Source organism: Patiriisocius marinus (assembly GCF_008974325.1).
Lineage (GTDB): Bacteria > Bacteroidota > Bacteroidia > Flavobacteriales > Flavobacteriaceae > Patiriisocius > Patiriisocius marinus.
The window spans coordinates 591819-608180 of sequence record NZ_BKCG01000001.1; the positions used below are offsets into that span (position 1 = coordinate 591819).

Here is a 16362-nt window from a genome sequence, read left to right on the forward strand (position 1 = left end):
TGCTGAATTTACTAAAAGCAACATCTCAAAAACGAAATAATATTATTTGTTTAGATTTTCTGCTACTTTTTCAAGCTCAGCGTACCAATGTTCGCCAAACTTACGTATTAAAGCTTCTTTTACAAATTTATAAACAGGAACTTTAAGTTCTTGCCCCAATGTACAAGCATCATCACAAATAGGCCATTTGTGATAGTTAACCGCAGCAAACTCTGCATAATCCTGAACACGCACTGGATACAAGTGACAAGAGATAGGTTTTTTCCAAGATATTTCACCAGCATTGTAAGCATCTTCAATACCACAACTAGCTATTCCTTGGTCAGTAAATGTAACATAAACACACTCCGCTCCATTTACTAAAGGAGTTTCTAATTCATCTAGATCACTAACCACGTGAGTTCCTTGTGCTTCAATACCAGCAATACCTTCAGGACGTAGAAAAGGTTTAACCTTTGGATAAATTTCTTTTAAAATTTCTACCTCTTCAGCAGTAACAGGTGCTCCGGCTTCTCCAGCAATACAGCATTCTCCTTTACAAGCACCTAGATTACAAACGAACTCTTTTTCGATTATATTTTCAGATACAATGGTTTTTCCTAGTTGAAACATATCGCGAATTTACACTTTTTGATATCTAAATTGAAATTTGGATGATAATTAGTGTTTTCTACCACAAGTCTATTTTACCCATTATAAACTTTAGGCTATTAAACAAATAGCGTAGTTTTGCAGTCTATAAAACAATCTTTACCATGAACTTCAACTTTAAAGAAATAGCTACAGCTACAATGGTCCTTTTTGCTGTTATCGATATAATAGGCAGTATCCCTATTATTATTTCGCTTAAAGAAAAGTCTGGAACGATTAAAAGTGGTAGAGCTTCAATTATTGCAGCAGTAGTTTTAATTGTCTTCCTATTTATTGGAGAAAAAATTCTAGGCTTAATTGGGATTAATGTTTATGAGTTTGCAGTGGCAGGTTCGTTTATATTATTCTTTATAGCTTTAGAAATGATTTTAGGAATTAAACTTTTCAAACAAAGTGACGAAAACCTAGAAATGGCAACCGTTTTCCCAATTGCGTTCCCTATAGTTGCAGGGCCTGGAAGTTTGACTTCACTTCTATCATTAAGAGCAGAATATTCTATTGAAAATATTATTGTCGCAATTTTGATAAATACTTTAATTGTGTTTATTGTATTAAAAACATCTGGAAAACTACAACGTTTTTTAGGTAAAAATGGAATTGCTATTATTGAAAAAGTATTTGGTGTTATTTTATTAGCAATTGCTGTAAAACTATTCACATCAAATATTCAAGAACTATTTAACAATTAGTTGATTACTAAATAATAAATTATGAAATACTTTATTTACATACTTATTGCAGCTGCTTTAGGATTACTTGTATTTAACATTACGAATGTCAACTTAGAAGCTCCGTTTCAGGGAGATAGTACTATTGCATTAATCTGTACTGCAGCCGCAGCGTGCGTTATATTATTATTAATAATACTTTTAGTTTCTCGTAAAATTTCGGGATTAGCAAAACGCTAGTCTTTAATTTGAGTTAGGTTAGAACGTCCCTCTAACTCTAGCACCTTTTTAAGGACTGGATCTTCTTGGTTTAGAATCATTTCATAAGCATTCATTCCGTAAAGTTGTTGTGCTAAATTTGCTTTGATTGCCGTTTTCAATGCTTTATCATAGTCTTTAAAGAAAGATCTATTTTTATTAAGCTTAGCATACTCAGAGAACTCATCAACAAGACTATCGTCAATGATGTAGTCATAAACAAATTGTGCTTCGGAAACATCATTAAACTCCTCTCTGTGGGCATCTAGATACTCAAAAGCAAAGTAACTCATAAATCCATTTCGAGAAACATACTCAATAGTCTCACTTTGCATACTAGTATCTTTTGGAACAAACACATCTGGTATTATTCCTCCACCTCCGTAAACTATCTTTCCTTTAGGAGTAACATATTTTAAAGAATCATCCACAGCAATACTGTCCCTACTTTGTAACTCTCCATTTTTGTAGCGTTTTTCATATTCGTTATAATAATCGTCGTTATTATCGCCGTAAGGTTTTTGAATAGAACGACCCGTAGGTGTGTAATAGCGAGCAATTGTTAACCTAACAGCACTTCCATCACCCAATGACATTTCACGCTGCACAAGTCCTTTACCAAATGATCGGCGACCTACTATTGTCCCCTTGTCATTATCCTGTAAAGCCCCAGCAACTATTTCGCTAGCTGATGCTGAATTTTCATTAATTAAAACGTATAATTTACCATCTTCAAAATCTCCTTTAGAAGTTGAAAAGCTTTCCTCTTCTTCGCCGTTTTTATTTTTAGTTACAAGAATTAACTTGTCATCCTCTAAAAACTCATCCACAATACTCTCAGCCGTTGTAATATAGCCTCCTGGGTTGTCTCTTAAATCTAAAACTAGTTTTGTAGCACCATCTTTCTTCAACTGTTTCAAAGCATCTTTAAACTCGTCAAAAGTAGTTTCGGCAAAACGATTAATTTTAATATACCCCAAAGTATTATTAAGCTTGTATGAAGCATCAACACTTACTAAAGGAACAGTTTTTCGCTCAATAGCAACGTCTAATATTTCAGCTACTCCTCTACGTTGAACTTTCAAATTTACTTTACTGCCGCGAGTACCTTTTAAATAAGCCGAAATAGAATCACGATCTAATGACTGCCCTGCTAATTCAATTCCATCTGCTGCGATAATTCGGTCTCCAGAAATAATGCCAGCACGCTCAGCTGGGCCTCCTGGGATAGTTCGTATAACCGCTAAACTATCTTGATGCACATAGAACGATATTCCAATTCCCGTAAAATTTCCGCGCATATCATCCACATTAGCTTGATATTCATCTACAGGAATATAAACTGAATGCGGATCTAAATTTTCTAATATACCATTAACTGTAACATCAACAATACTATCAGTATTTACTGAATCAACATACTCATAATCAATGTAATCAATGAGCTTGTTAAGTTTATCTTTTTTTGAATTTGTAGCGAAAAGTGTATCGCTCGTGTGAGCGAAATTTAGCTTTGAACCAATAAAAATACCCGCAGCAATAGCTACGCCAACAATTAATGGAATGTATTTATTATTAAAATTCAAATTCTTTGTTTTAGAGATTTTTAAAGCTATTTATTGCTTCAAAATTATTATTAAAGTTCACTAATATGTGTAATACTAACGCCGGCTTTTTCTAAAAATTTTATACCGCTATCATCTTTATAGCCTTGAAAATAAACCAATCGCGTAATCCCAGATTGGTGTATTAATTTACTACAATCTTTGCAAGGCGACATTGTAATATATAAGGTAGCTCCTTGACAAGATTGTGTGCTTCCCGCTACCTTTAAAATAGCATTTGCCTCTGCATGTAATACATACCATTGAGTATTACCCTCGTCATCTTCACATACATTTTCAAATCCTGATGGAGTTCCATTATAGCCATCGCTAATAATCATTTTATCTTTTACAATTAAAGCTCCCACTTGCTTACGATTACAATAGGACAATTTACTCCACTCTAATGCCATTCGTAAATATGCAATATCGTACGTTTTTTGCTTGTCTGCTTTCATAGGTTTTTATAAGACGGTAAAATTAGCATTTCGTTACTGCTTAACAATACGATAGTTTATATTTCTATTAAAAATACCGCTTTAGCAGTAGCCAAAACTCATTATTTTCTCAAAAAAGCTTTAGAAATAAACCTTTTACTATAACTTTAGTAAAACTAATCAAACTCACCGCTATGAAAAAGATCACCTTTTTTATTATGCTTGCAATTTATTTTAACACAAATGCTCAGGTTGACCAGCTCACAGAAAGTCCTTGGAATCTTTTGCGTTTGAGTATTGACTCGCAAAATTATTTTCCGCCAGAAAACAATGAAGTTGACATGATTGTTTTAACAATGCTTGATGATGGTGACGCTGCAACCCAAGATTTTAGTACTAGTGTTTGTAATTCACTTACAACAGAAAATGGAACAGTAAATTACATCAATGATTATCAATTTACGTTACCTCAATTAACACAAACACTTATCTCCTGCGATATGGCTGAAAATTCAGCTTTTGAGCAAGTATATTTCGATTTCTTTTATGATAACCAAACCACGCCATTTAGCTTTGATATTATTTATTTAAGTGATGCAGGATTACTCACTATCCAAGCTCCCAATGGTGATTTTGCAGAATATGACAATAGCTTTTTTGGATTAGAAGGTATTTCTGTGAATAGCTTTAAAATCCATCCAAATCCTGTGAGTAATTTACTAACTATCAATACAGACCTCAACATCGAGAATGCAACAATATTAACGATGTCTGGACAGATAGTAGCGTCTAATAATACAAACACAATAAATACTTCACAGTTAGCTAAAGGTAGCTACTTTTTAAAAGTTACCGCTAACGGTTCGCAAAGCATAAAGCAATTCATTAAAGAATAATATAACTTCATATTCCATTTATGTGATTTTAGTATTAGTGTTTCTGAAATTTTAATAGTTTGATTCCTGTTATTTTTCATTAACATTTCGGTTTCCGCAAAAATTCGGATACGGTACTTTATTAATTAATTGTATCTTAGTAACTCATTTCTTCCCCACTTTAATTTTAGTCTATACTAAAATTAAAAAACACATAGCTCTTAACTAACCACACACCATCAATAGTGTAAAAATTAATTATAATGCCTAATCAAAGAAAGTTACCCGTTATACTTATTCCTGGCATTCAAGGGACTAAATTATATAATGTTAACCTCGATGATTTTAGCACACATTGGTCTGGAATTAAAAAATTCTACACTAATATCCATAAGCTTAAACTTCAAAAAGACGGCTTAAATGATATTGGTGTAGAAACTATTATTGAACGTGCTGATGTTGAAAACATGGCATATTCCGAAATTATAAACTACCTTAAAGCAAAAGGATATCGCGTATTTATTTTTGGATACGACTGGCGAAAATCAAATGCCGAATCTGCTAAAAGTTTACAACTCTACGTTGAACGCTTACGTGACAAACTCAATATTGGCGAGTTCAATTTTATCACACACAGTATGGGTGGACTTGTACTATCTGCTTATTTAAAAATATTGAGTGATAAGGAGCGCAACAAGATTGTAAGCAAAGCTATTTTTACCGTACCTCCTTTTCTAGGAAGTATTGAGGCTAGCTTTAATCTTGTTATTGGAAAATCTAGACTTTTTAACAGTAGTGACGACTTTAGAAAAATTGCCCGAACATTCCCGGCAGTATATGAGTTATTACCTGTTTACGAAAATGCTTATAAATTTGAAAACCCGATAACTTCAGCTAATTATAATCCTTTCGACTTCTACAGTTATTGGCAGCAAGTTGCAAATGCAGATAGAGAAGATACTATCGACAAACACGAATTTATGGCATATAGGCTTAGTAAAGTTAAAGAGATTCGAAATCAAAACAACCTCATCTTTGATTTAGGCAATTGTACGGAGGAGTTCAGAAAAAAATGTATTGTAGTTTGTGGTGGTAATGAAGACACAAAAAGTCACATTGTAGTTCACGATCGTAAAGATCATTTTAAAAACTTTTTTGACTACGAAGCAATCAAAGAAGATGAAGAAGGGGATGGTACTGTACCACACGCAAGTGCGAGTGTTTTTAAAGATAGCGTGGTAACATTAAAAGTTGGGAAAAAGACATTAGAAAGTTGGGCAGATTCCCGAATGACAGGTCCAGATTGGCACGCATTTTTTCTTAACAACGGGCGTGTTCAAAATGTTTTACAACGATTTCTAAAAGGTGATACAGAACGTGATAACTGGTATGAAAGTGCTGGCGGTAGGGTTGAACGTGTTAAATAAAAAAATCCCTAATTTAAAAACAAAGTATAATCAATCTCCACTACTGAAAGATTACCATAAGGCTTTTTTGTAGTTTGTGTAAGCAAGTCGCGAAGAGATGCTAACTCTTGTCTATTGAAAATCATCACTAAATTACTTTGTTGGGTTTGTATTGGGATCTTACGTTTCATCGACATACAATTATATTTAGTTTCCCAATAATCAACTTCAATTCCAATTACAAAATTTTTAAACGATAGCATTTCTTCAAAATCAAATTCAATATATAAATTATTGAAAGTCAAATGATATACTTTACAATTCTCACAAATGCTAAGTTCCCCATTTGTGTTTTTCGCTATTATTTTAATTTGATGACACATTGATAAAAAGATTTAATAGCAATCCATTAATAATTGACCATTGCTTTCGAAATCGCTTAATGGTTGTTGTAATTGGGTTATTGTAATAGTTTCTAAAGTATCTAAAACTGATTGTTGCATAGCCATAGAACCACAAATCATAAAAACACATCCATCCTTAAATTTTTTAGCAACCTCAACCTGCTCTTTCAAAAGGATATCTTGTACATATGTCTTTTTCCTGTTCTGAGAAAAAGCTAATTGATACGTTTTCAATGCACTATCAGATTTGGCCATTTCATTAATTAAAAGAACATTTCGTCCTAAAGACTTTTTATACAAATTGAAAGAATCCTTACCACGACCTCCCCAAAGTAAATGAAACGATTGCTGTTGATTTTTAGAAAACATCCCCAAAAACGGTGCAATTCCAGTCCCATTAGCTATACAAAAAACAGAATAAGTATTTTCAGGTAAATGAAAGCTTTTATTTTTTTCAATACTCGCTAAAATAGTATCTCCTGTTTTTAAAGTAGCCAGATATTCTGAACATAGCCCTTTTTCATGTGCCCTAATACTTAACAATAGTTCACCTTTAATTTCTGCGATAGAATAATGTCTCGCTGTATCACTGTTAGGAGGAACAATTGCAAGTAAATCTCCAGATTGAAATTCTAATGCTTTTTCAGGTTTCAGTTGCAGTAAAAAGGTATTGTCAATATTCAAAAAAGTACGCTCGATTACTTCGAAATTGAATTCTTCAGCATGCTTCTTTTCTTTAAAGGGCAATGTTACTTTAAGTCCAAGTCCTGTGATTTCATTCCATTTTTTAACCCAATCTTGAAAAGCAACTTCAGATTGATTATTGATTTTAACTAAAGGTAAAAGAGGAAAAAAACACTCATGGGTATGAAGCATTGCGTCTACTTTAACTGCAAAATGACAATAGTTTGGATACAAAAGCGAACCAAAGCCTACCACCGAAAATTTCAAGTTTTGATTTGGTTTTATAGCATGTATTAGTGTTTCAAACTTACGTGCATTTGTTGGTGCATCACCATCACCATAAGTCGCAGTAAAAACAATTAAATGTATTGCTTTACGGAATGTGCTATATTCGTTTATATTACAAACAAAGACACTTAAGTCACGTTGCGATAAAGCTGCTGCAAAAGCATTAGCGAAAATTAAAGTACTTCCTGTTTCTGAACCAACAAGCACAATATACTCAGCTTCGTCTTTGGTCCATTTTTGAACAAATTGCGATGCTTTTTTACGTTTTTTAATACTCATATTAAATCCAGATATTATAAAAAACAACAAACTTAAACTCGCTAGGAATAAAATAATAGACCACAAAACATTTCCCTGTCCTGTGTGCCATTTTGTGCTCCATCTTGAAGCTAATTGAACAAAGGGATAAGTCACTTCGCTCAATACTTTGCCAGTGTATTGGTGTACTATTAATTCATTTTTCCGAAGTTCTAATAGATAGAAATCATCGGGGTCTTCAGAAAAAGGGAAGGTTATTTTTCTAACTTGGTCTAATGTTATATTCTGAAATAATACATCTTTACCATTTTGTTCTTCCTTTAAAATTTCCGAAGAAATCGATGCCAATTTGTGTTCAACTGAAGTGTTAGGTAATAAAGAAAACTTTTCAGCCGAAAGAAAAACTCCAGTTGCCCCAACAATAATTAATGGAAGTAAAAACCACCTTCCAAAAATGATATGATATCGCTGTCCAAAATTGCTTTCTTTAACTTTTACAAACCAATTTTTAAAACCACCTTGTCTCTGTGCCAATAAAAAAACACCTGTAACAGCTATAAAACAAAGTAATAGTGAAGCTACCCCAATAAATGCACGCCCTATACTTTTTAAGAATAACGATCTATGCACGTTAGTTATAAAACTAAAAAATGCAGATTGTGAAGCTGCCTCTCCAAGGCGCTCTGCCGTTAAAGGATTAACATAAATGGTTTGACTCTCACCTTCATTTGTAAAGACAGATACCTTCACAAAGTTCTCTGATGTGATTTCCAAGTCTAATACTTCGGTAAAGTTTTCTTTTAGTGCAGCAACCGTTTGAGAAAGTGGCACTTTATCTAATGGCACAACATTATAAGGTTGTATTGTATTAGCAACTGGCTCAACAGCTAATATTGCTCCAGTAACTGCTGCTACCAATAGAAACAACGACGATAATATTGCAAGCAAAAAATGGCTATATCTCCAGACAGACCCTATCATTTCATTTAATTATTGGGGTATCATACGCACGTATCGTATAAAACCTTTGCCTTCTTTTTTACTTTTTAAGTTGGCAGTTGTTAATTCAAACTGAACATCATCTATAAAATATTCTTTATCCTCAACGGCAGTTTCAAAACGGATACTATATCCTTTATCTATTTTCTCTGATGGTATTTTAACTACACTAATTGTTCGTTCTCCTCCAGCTATAGTTTCACCAGCAATAGCATCTATATTGGAACGACGTTTCCCATAAAATTTCCACCATTCAGATATTTCACTAAACCACTCGCTATCCTTTCCTTGTATATAAAGTGTTTTTTCATATTCCCCTTTGGGGTTAATTAATGATACAACCACGTAAGCGCCTTCTCCAGCATAGTTTGTCATTTGAATCATACATTTCACATTCGTAGTTTCAATAGGTTTTGAAAAAGCTACTAACATTAAAAAAGCTACAAAAGCGATAGAACTAATTTTAAAAAATCGTTTCATATTATTTAAGAAAGTTTAATTGAATATGTTGTTTTTTAAGCATTTCGTTTTCACTTGAAAGATCGAAAGCTGTTTCCTCAAATTCGGTTTTAATAGTGGTGTTTGCTCCTATACTAACTAAGTGTTTAAGCAAAGCATCATCCTGAGATTTCATAGCCGAAATATGCAAGGCTGTATACCCGTCAATATTTTTTGCATTTACATCAATACCAAAATCCGAAACCCTTTTAAGCAATGTTAAGTCGTTTTGTTGAGCTGCAATATGTAGTAAGGTGTTTGCTCCACCCTGCGTTTCATTTAATTTTAGTCCTTGTGTTTTTAGCAACTGTAATTTAGCATCAAACACTGTTGGGTTTTTAGCTTCAAACGAGTTTAACAAATAATACAAAAGGGAATTTCCTTCTGCATCTTTTGTTTGAACATCAGCTCCTTTTGATAGAAGAAAATCAACAACTTCAACTGAATTACCTAAAACTGAAAGTGCAAGTGCTGATCGTCCTTTCCCATCTTTTTGGTTAACATCATTTACCTTATTAAAAAGAAGTTTAATTACTTTTAAATCATTTGATTTAACTGCATTCCCGAAAGGAAAATTCCCTTGGTCATCTTTTAAATTTACAGCCACATCTTTCTCTAAAAAATATTTAAAGACGGAAATATCCTTAGTTCTATTTGCTATTGTATGTAGTGGGTTTCTACCATTATCACCAACCACATTAACTTTAACCCCTAAGGACTCTAAATACTTATATGTTTCTAAAGAGCTTTGTCTACTTCGAGTACCTTGACTCGCATATAACATAGCATTTCCGCCGTATTCATTCTCTTTTTTAGGATGCACACCTTTATCCACAAGCAACTGTAAAAACTCAATATTACCATTTTTAGCTGCGTGATTAAATACTGTATTTCCTATAGGATCAAGCTCAGTTAAACTAGCCCCTTTGTCTAAAAAATAACTAAGTTCTTCTTCATTATCAAGATAAGGTGCAACAAGAAATAACACTTTTACACCGCTTTTGTTTGCTTCAGCAGATAAAATGGCTCCTTGCTTTTCAAATAAATTATAAACTTCCGGATTTTTTTGCCCAGAACTTGCTGCAAAAGTTACAGGTGTATTGCCTTTACTATCTGTAATATTAATTGCTGCACCTTTGTCTAATAAGTGTTTCATTATTGCTACGTTACCTTTGTAAGCTGCCCAAAAAATATACGTGCGACTATCATGCGTTCGTTTTTTTACATCATTCCCTTCAAGTGATAATAGATACTTAATTGCATCATTGTTTACATTTTCTAATAAGGCATATACAACAGCATCAAAAGCATTTTTATTTAATGCCACTGGATCATTTCCCTTATCTATTGCTGAAATTATCTGGTCAACAGTTGGGTTAGATTTCCAAAATCCTCTTGATAAAAACACATTATCTTGCGCTAGTATTTCCGAAGAAATACATAGCACAAGAAGGACACTTAAAATTATACTCTTTTTCATATTATGGCTTTTTCACAAAAGATTCAATCAAAGGATTAATTTGTGATACTTCAGTTACATTATCATCAAATAAGTGTTTGTAAAGCACTTTATTATCTACTTTTTCCTCAAGGTTTAAATCTTGATTTCTTGCATATACCTCATCCCATTTAGCTCTAACAGCCACCCATTTATCATTTTGCTCTTTCCACCAGTTTGCTGCTGCTGTACAACGACTATCATCGACTTTAACATACGTATTATATCCTTTTTCTTTAGCTACAAGAACATCTACCATTCCTTTTTCACGTATCAACTTTTCATTGTCTTGATCGTGTATCCAACCAAAATCTGTAATTTCTTGGCGGTTGGTACGCATTGTTAAGTTATAGTCACTACGCTGTGTGTATTCACGTCTAGGAAGCGGTGCTGGTGTTGTGTTTTCCCAATAACTTCTACCATCCACGTGTACCCATGAAGAAGTACCTTCATAACGAGGGCTATCATCCACTTGAAATACTTTTTGTGTCCACTGTCCTTTAACCTCTTTTTTTGATTTTTGAACAAACGACCACTCATTATCTGCATTATAAGTGTATAAATCTCTGTTTTCAAATAACCAATCTTGACGCCAGTGTTTTATAATCATTGGGTCGGAAGGATTTCCAACTTGCAATAAATGTTGAATCTGAATTTTATCTGCATCTGTTTCATCTCCTACCAATTGCGCCCACTCTAAACCAGATGCAATTTTAGTTTTAGAAGGCTGATACAGCGAGTCATTACTATAATTAAAAGTTTCAGCAAAATTGAAAGTTACTTCGTAACAGCCGCACATTTTCTTGATGGCTTCTGCGTCTTGTTTTTGTTTTTTATTTTGAGCTGTTGCCGTAAACACGAACCCTAAAGCAAAAATTGTAAGTGCTATGTTTTTCATAACTGTATTAATTTAAAATTAGTTTTTTAGAAATTGATGCCGCTCCAGATTTGAAAGTCACAAGGTAAACGCCACTTTTAAATGCTGAAACATCAATTGTTTTATTAAAAAATCCTGAAGTGCTTTTAACTGCTGAAGTATAAACTTTTGCTCCAGTAATAGCGTGGATTGTTACAACACTATTTTCTGAAACTAATGCTCCGTTTTCATAAACAATAGTTACTTGTCCATTAGAAGATGGATTAGGATACATTCCAAAAGAAACAACATTTGTTACAGTTTCAACATCTAAAATACTCGATACATCCTCAACTGTATAGGCGATATTCCCGCTTGATGACCCTTCAAATTCAGTAAAAACAACTCTATACACAGTGTTGTCATTTCTTTTTACATAAAATGCCATATCACTATTTACGGTATATCCAGATCCATTAAATGATTTCCAGTCGTAACCTATCGTATTAATTTCTTCTAAATAATCTAAACCGTTAGGGTTTCCACCACCAGTTGTTTCATCATTTTGAGCAACTGTAACATTTGGATTATGCAAAACTCCTGTTACTGTATAATATTCACCTGGAGGATTTAAAAATGTTGTATACTTTCTGAAAACAAAGTCCCAAGCATCAATTGCTGGTTCTGCTATTACTACTTCATTATTTTTTAATGAGAAATAATTGTATCTAGTTTCAGGATTAGAAGTGTTTTCTACTGTTTGAGTAGTTTCATTAATCCAAGTTGATCCATCCCAAGTAGCAAATTTAAAAGTGTAAGCTCCCAAATAAGATTCATTAATGAACTTAATGTATGTTCCGTCAGCATATTTCAGAACAAATACAATTGTGCCTTCTACCACGTGAGATACCGGATTATATTCCCCCCAGCCATATGTCGCTGAACCTTGCATAAAAGCACCATTATCCCAATTGGTATCGTCGTTGTAAAGCGGTGTCCATGCTCCTTCATTTGCAACATCAATTGCATCAAAGGCAGCAGCATTATTTGCAGCTTCAAAAACTGTTATACCTACACCGTCATTTACTCTAATACCAATGTTTTGAGGATTATCACGTAAAAATGCAACATCCCAACTTTCAGCTGTGTAGCTATTTTCTGTTTGGTCTGAAAGGTCCATGTAAACTTCATTCACATACCCAGCTCCCATTGAAACTTGGACCGTTTCTTGAGCATTAATGATTGACGTGGCTACTAGTATAGCCGAAAGTAATATTCTTTTCATTTTAGTCTTTTTTATAGTTTAGTTTGAAAGTTTATTTTTTATAAAAGTTTGTATTTAAACTCAGGGAAACCACGTGCACCGCTATCATCAAGCAATGCCGTGAACTTTAGTTTATAGTTATTTCCGTTAGGATCTTTAATGATGTAGTATATATTATCTACAAGTACTTTGTCATCATTTATTACATTTCGCCAAGAGCTCCCAATAGTGCGCTGGTCTTGTTCAAAATTTGAATTTTCTATATTTTCAAGTTGAAAATCATCGTAAGCAATATCCTCTGTATTTACAGAATAAGCAATAACACCGCCTTTACGATTATGAAGTACTCCATCTGAAAAACCATACGATCCAGCACCTTCTAAAATATTTGTAAATACCGTGAAATTAATATCCCACTTTTCAGCTTTAGGCTCTATTAATAATGTTGTTTCCGTGTCAAAACTGAAAAAAGTGAAGTTGTAATTTGCATCCTTTGATATGAATAATTCTTGATGAATTGCATCATCAATATTGGCATATTGCAATAAATAACCATCATTTTGACGTAATACTCTTATTTTTTTCCAACCTCTGCTTTCACCCGCTACTGCAACACTTCCCGGAGCTGGAGTTTCAACACCCACTTCATAACCAAGATTAACTAAGTAAACATTATTATCAGATTCAGTTGCATTAATAGTTGAAATAGCTGTTTTACTAATATCGCCATCTGGATTGTCTATATAAGCTTCATTCGTGGGATCAAAAGTTCCTACAGCAACTTGATCTTTAATACTAGCAACATCGGCTTCAGTAACGGCATCTATATTTGTGCTTTCTAGTTGTGCAACTGCCATATAAATGGAGCTATTAATACCCACTTTAAATTCTGACCCACCATAAAAACCTAAATCCCAAGCATCTCTTTGTACACTAATTTGTTCTTCAGAACTCAAATCAATATACACTTGGTTTGGTTGATTTGGACCTCCAACTTCAGGTGCAAAACCCCTACCTAATGACGCTGTACTGTTAAGCGTAAATGTCGAATTACCTTGAATAACCGCATTAGAATAATCTGTTGCAATAATGATAAACTTAATTTCTACTGTTTCATCTAGAGCAGGGTTTAACTTTTTGAATTCAATTGTAGTTCCATTTTCTCCAAGAGAAATTGGAACTACTAAATTGTTATTTATAACTGCAGGATTAGTTATAAAATCAGTTCCATAAACAGCATTAGTAGCTTCTATTAAAACGGTAATACTTCCTTCTTCAGTGGTCGTTTCAGAATAAACCAATGGAATATTTTCAGAAGTTTCAATTTCGCTCAAATTAGTTGACAAATTTTCAAAAGCAACAACAAAAGGATTTGAACTTACCGTTGAACTCTCATCATCACTACACGAAACTAATGCGAGAGTAGCAATTGCGAAACATAATATTGATTTGTAAAATTTCATATTTAAAAAGATAAATTATACGTTAGTTTTAAAAAATAAGAGCGGCCATAACCAAGTGGAATTTGGGCTGGAGGACCATTATGAGTACCTCCTTCAACAGCAGTAGTATTAACTTGCGTTACATCGAAAAGATTTCGACAACCTAGAGTAGTCGTGAAAGCACCATCAAAAAATGATTTATTTATTGTGGCATCCATCCAGCTATAGGCATCAGTTTTACCTGTAACATATTCTTGATTCCCAGCCTCGTTTGTTTGCTCAACAAATTGCTGTTGTTCTCCAATAAATTTATAGAATAATGAAAATGTTGTCTGCCATTTTGGAGCAGTATAAGAGAGATTAGAGTTTAACTGAAGATTAAATAAATAATCGTCGTTACGTTGAGTTCTGCTGTCTAAAACTTTTGAAACCCCTTGAAACGAAGCACCTATTTGACCTTTAAAATTTTCATAATAAATTTCATTTTCAGAAAATACCCCAATCGCCTTAAAGCTATCGATATTATTATATTGATACGCCAGAGGATTTTGATTAACCACTATTAATTCAATACGATCTTTAAGATTTAAATAATTAAAACTCAATTTATTTTTTAACCGAAATACTCCTTCGGAAAATGAACTCTTCTTTTTTAAATGTAGAAAAGCCGAAACTCCCTTTTCAGGATTTAAATCTGGATTTCCCTGCACGTTGTGATTTACATCAACAAAAAATGTATAAAGCTCATTATAGTTAGGCGTTCTATTTGCCGAACCTAAAATGGCACGAAGTTCCCAATCTTCGCCAAGGGTTTGTTTAGCACTTAATGACCCTATAAACTGAGTATCAAATAAGTTGCTAAATGATGCTCTAAATCCTGGACGGAGTGAAAATTGTTCCGTTAATTGAATTTCCGAAGCTGCGAAAAAGTCGTAGTTATTTAACTCTTGATTTATCTCATCACTTTCAGGTCCAATTACAATGGCTAATGATGAACCTGAACCTTTTTCATTTGTCAACTCATAGCCCAATTGCAAATTAGCAGTGGTTGTATTTATGATATTACTAAAAGTTCCACGTGAGAAAAAAGCGCTTCTGCTTTGGTATTCGCCTTCTTCTAGATTCACCTTTTCTTGATTGCGAATACGGTAGGTGTATCGCTCTAAATCTTTAGTCTGCTTTTGGTATGAAACCGAAACGTTATATCCAATTTTATTGAAAATAGTCCCTGTTCCATTTAAATGATGGTAAAATCTATTGTTTCTATAAATTTCGTCTAAAGCCGAAGGATTTGTTGTTCCAGTTGCTGGATTTTCGTTTAAATCTACATTCTCAGCATACTTTTCAATACGTTCATTTAAGTAATCGAATCGATAAAATATATTTATATTATTCTTTTTATATGAGACAAGTCCTTTTGCATTTTGCTGAAGTTTTGGTAACCATTCGTGACCTCTTAAACCATCATTAGCTTCATAATTTTCTCCTTGCTTTTCATTATAGAAACCTCCAAAATCATTACGAGTATAAATTACATTACCATATATATTATCATTGAAATTGTGCCCCACCTTCAACGATTGGATATGACGACCTTTATCAAACCATTCATATTCATCACCTATAGTCTCTTCTTGAGAATAGGCTGTGATTTCCCAATCGTTGCGGGAGGACTTTTTAGTTATTATGTTGATAATTCCAGAAACAGCATTCGATCCGTATTGAACACCCATTGCTCCTTCCACAATTTCGATACGTTCTATATCATCTAAATTAATAAGTGTTAAATCTGTATTGTTACCAACTCCTTCTTCATTAATAATGGGTACATTATCAATCAATACTTTGAAATACTGACTATCTAATCCAAATAAACTCACACCACTTTTACCTGTTGAAGTATTAGGTGTTATGTTTAAATTGAGCGTTGTATTTAAAACGTCGGCTAATGTATTTCCTGCTTGCCGCTCAATATCTTTTCTAGAAATTACTTTAACCTCAACAACAGATTTAGAAACCGATTGTGGGTTTAATTGTCCTGTGATTACAACCTCATCTAACTTTTCAGAAGTAAGACTGTCTCTTTCCTGCTCAGTTTGTGCTGAAAGATGTAAACAACTTAACAATAATATAGTAAGCAATAAGCGCATAAATTGAATTATTATGAGCGGGCAAAATTACTTATTTTTATTTGTTCTAAATAAGAATAGTGCTGCTAAAATAATATTATTAAGACTTATTCTAAATAAAAAAACTTATAAAATACTATTAA

General features: G+C 33.3%; 15 protein-coding genes. 4 read left to right on the forward strand and 11 right to left on the reverse strand.

The window, feature by feature from the left end:
- Positions 1–42 precede the first annotated feature (42 nt).
- Positions 43–612, reverse strand: a complete 570-nt coding sequence (locus GBH57_RS02590; protein WP_151672486.1) for a DUF3109 family protein — start codon at positions 610–612, stop codon at positions 43–45.
- A 143-nt stretch (positions 613–755) separates the two neighbouring features.
- Between GBH57_RS02590 and GBH57_RS02595 the strand changes: the two genes are divergently transcribed.
- The gene (locus GBH57_RS02595) at positions 756–1340 is read left to right on the forward strand and encodes a MarC family protein (RefSeq protein ID WP_151672487.1); all 585 of its coding nucleotides are present in this window, start codon (positions 756–758) and stop codon (positions 1338–1340) included.
- Between the two features lie 21 nt (positions 1341–1361).
- Positions 1362–1559: a hypothetical protein gene (locus GBH57_RS02600; protein WP_151672488.1), complete on the forward strand. Its 198-nt coding sequence runs from the start codon at positions 1362–1364 to the stop codon at positions 1557–1559.
- Here GBH57_RS02600 and GBH57_RS02605 read toward each other — a convergent pair.
- The gene (locus tag GBH57_RS02605) at positions 1556–3163 is read right to left on the reverse strand and encodes a S41 family peptidase (protein ID WP_151672489.1); all 1608 of its coding nucleotides are present in this window, start codon (positions 3161–3163) and stop codon (positions 1556–1558) included. The genes GBH57_RS02600 and GBH57_RS02605 overlap by 4 nt on opposite strands.
- A gap of 50 nt (positions 3164–3213) precedes the next feature.
- Positions 3214–3639, reverse strand: a complete 426-nt coding sequence (locus tag GBH57_RS02610) for a deoxycytidylate deaminase (protein WP_151672490.1) — start codon at positions 3637–3639, stop codon at positions 3214–3216.
- 173 nt (positions 3640–3812) lie between these two features.
- On the opposite strand from GBH57_RS02610, the gene GBH57_RS02615 reads away from it, so the two are divergent.
- Together GBH57_RS02615 and GBH57_RS02620 are read left to right on the forward strand one after the other, a co-directional pair.
- Entirely contained in the window at positions 3813–4514 is a 702-nt protein-coding gene (locus tag GBH57_RS02615) for a T9SS type A sorting domain-containing protein (protein ID WP_151672491.1), read from the forward strand.
- A 242-nt stretch (positions 4515–4756) separates the two neighbouring features.
- A complete protein-coding gene (locus GBH57_RS02620) occupies positions 4757–5920 on the forward strand; it encodes a lipase family alpha/beta hydrolase (RefSeq protein ID WP_151672492.1) in 1164 nt (387 codons plus the stop codon).
- An 8-nt stretch (positions 5921–5928) separates the two neighbouring features.
- Here GBH57_RS02620 and GBH57_RS02625 read toward each other — a convergent pair whose 3' ends face one another.
- Genes GBH57_RS02625 through GBH57_RS02660 form a run of 8 tightly spaced genes read right to left on the reverse strand, consistent with a single transcriptional unit; the run spans position 5929 to position 16240 of the window.
- Positions 5929–6282, reverse strand: a complete 354-nt coding sequence (locus GBH57_RS02625) for a DUF6686 family protein (RefSeq protein ID WP_151672493.1) — start codon at positions 6280–6282, stop codon at positions 5929–5931.
- A gap of 12 nt (positions 6283–6294) precedes the next feature.
- Positions 6295–8514 (reverse strand): PepSY domain-containing protein, encoded by a 2220-nt coding sequence (locus GBH57_RS02630; RefSeq protein ID WP_151672494.1) that lies wholly within the window; start codon positions 8512–8514, stop codon positions 6295–6297.
- Between the two features lie 9 nt (positions 8515–8523).
- On the reverse strand, positions 8524–9012 hold the full coding sequence (locus GBH57_RS02635; protein WP_151672495.1) for a DUF2271 domain-containing protein: 489 nt from the start codon (positions 9010–9012) through the stop codon (positions 8524–8526).
- A 1-nt stretch (position 9013) separates the two neighbouring features.
- The gene (locus GBH57_RS02640; protein WP_151672496.1) at positions 9014–10510 is read right to left on the reverse strand and encodes an ankyrin repeat domain-containing protein; all 1497 of its coding nucleotides are present in this window, start codon (positions 10508–10510) and stop codon (positions 9014–9016) included.
- 1 nt (position 10511) lies between these two features.
- Positions 10512–11426, reverse strand: coding sequence for a DUF6607 family protein (locus GBH57_RS02645; RefSeq protein WP_151672497.1), 915 nt, complete (start codon positions 11424–11426; stop codon positions 10512–10514).
- 7 nt (positions 11427–11433) lie between these two features.
- Complete coding sequence (locus GBH57_RS02650; RefSeq protein ID WP_151672498.1) at positions 11434–12669, reverse strand: T9SS type A sorting domain-containing protein; 1236 nt, start codon at positions 12667–12669, stop codon at positions 11434–11436.
- A gap of 38 nt (positions 12670–12707) precedes the next feature.
- Positions 12708–14111, reverse strand: coding sequence for an HmuY family protein (locus GBH57_RS02655; RefSeq protein ID WP_151672499.1), 1404 nt, complete (start codon positions 14109–14111; stop codon positions 12708–12710).
- A 2-nt stretch (positions 14112–14113) separates the two neighbouring features.
- Positions 14114–16240 carry a TonB-dependent receptor plug domain-containing protein gene (locus tag GBH57_RS02660; protein WP_151672500.1) on the reverse strand — a complete coding sequence of 709 codons (2127 nt, stop codon included), beginning with the start codon at positions 16238–16240 and terminating at the stop codon, positions 14114–14116.
- Between the last annotated feature and the right edge of the window lie 122 nt (positions 16241–16362).

Coding starts and splice junctions, on each gene's coding strand:
- GBH57_RS02590 (WP_151672486.1), bottom strand. CDS start 612: ATGTTTCAACTAGGAAAAACCATTGTATCTGAAAATATAATCGAAAAA.
- GBH57_RS02650 (WP_151672498.1), bottom strand. CDS start 12,669: ATGAAAAGAATATTACTTTCGGCTATACTAGTAGCCACGTCAATCATT.
- GBH57_RS02630 (WP_151672494.1), bottom strand. CDS start 8,514: ATGATAGGGTCTGTCTGGAGATATAGCCATTTTTTGCTTGCAATATTA.
- GBH57_RS02625 (WP_151672493.1), bottom strand. CDS start 6,282: ATGTGTCATCAAATTAAAATAATAGCGAAAAACACAAATGGGGAACTT.
- GBH57_RS02640 (WP_151672496.1), bottom strand. CDS start 10,510: ATGAAAAAGAGTATAATTTTAAGTGTCCTTCTTGTGCTATGTATTTCT.
- GBH57_RS02645 (WP_151672497.1), bottom strand. CDS start 11,426: ATGAAAAACATAGCACTTACAATTTTTGCTTTAGGGTTCGTGTTTACG.
- GBH57_RS02620 (WP_151672492.1), top strand. CDS start 4,757: ATGCCTAATCAAAGAAAGTTACCCGTTATACTTATTCCTGGCATTCAA.
- GBH57_RS02610 (WP_151672490.1), bottom strand. CDS start 3,639: ATGAAAGCAGACAAGCAAAAAACGTACGATATTGCATATTTACGAATG.
- GBH57_RS02635 (WP_151672495.1), bottom strand. CDS start 9,012: ATGAAACGATTTTTTAAAATTAGTTCTATCGCTTTTGTAGCTTTTTTA.
- GBH57_RS02655 (WP_151672499.1), bottom strand. CDS start 14,111: ATGAAATTTTACAAATCAATATTATGTTTCGCAATTGCTACTCTCGCA.
- GBH57_RS02660 (WP_151672500.1), bottom strand. CDS start 16,240: ATGCGCTTATTGCTTACTATATTATTGTTAAGTTGTTTACATCTTTCA.
- GBH57_RS02600 (WP_151672488.1), top strand. CDS start 1,362: ATGAAATACTTTATTTACATACTTATTGCAGCTGCTTTAGGATTACTT.
- GBH57_RS02595 (WP_151672487.1), top strand. CDS start 756: ATGAACTTCAACTTTAAAGAAATAGCTACAGCTACAATGGTCCTTTTT.
- GBH57_RS02615 (WP_151672491.1), top strand. CDS start 3,813: ATGAAAAAGATCACCTTTTTTATTATGCTTGCAATTTATTTTAACACA.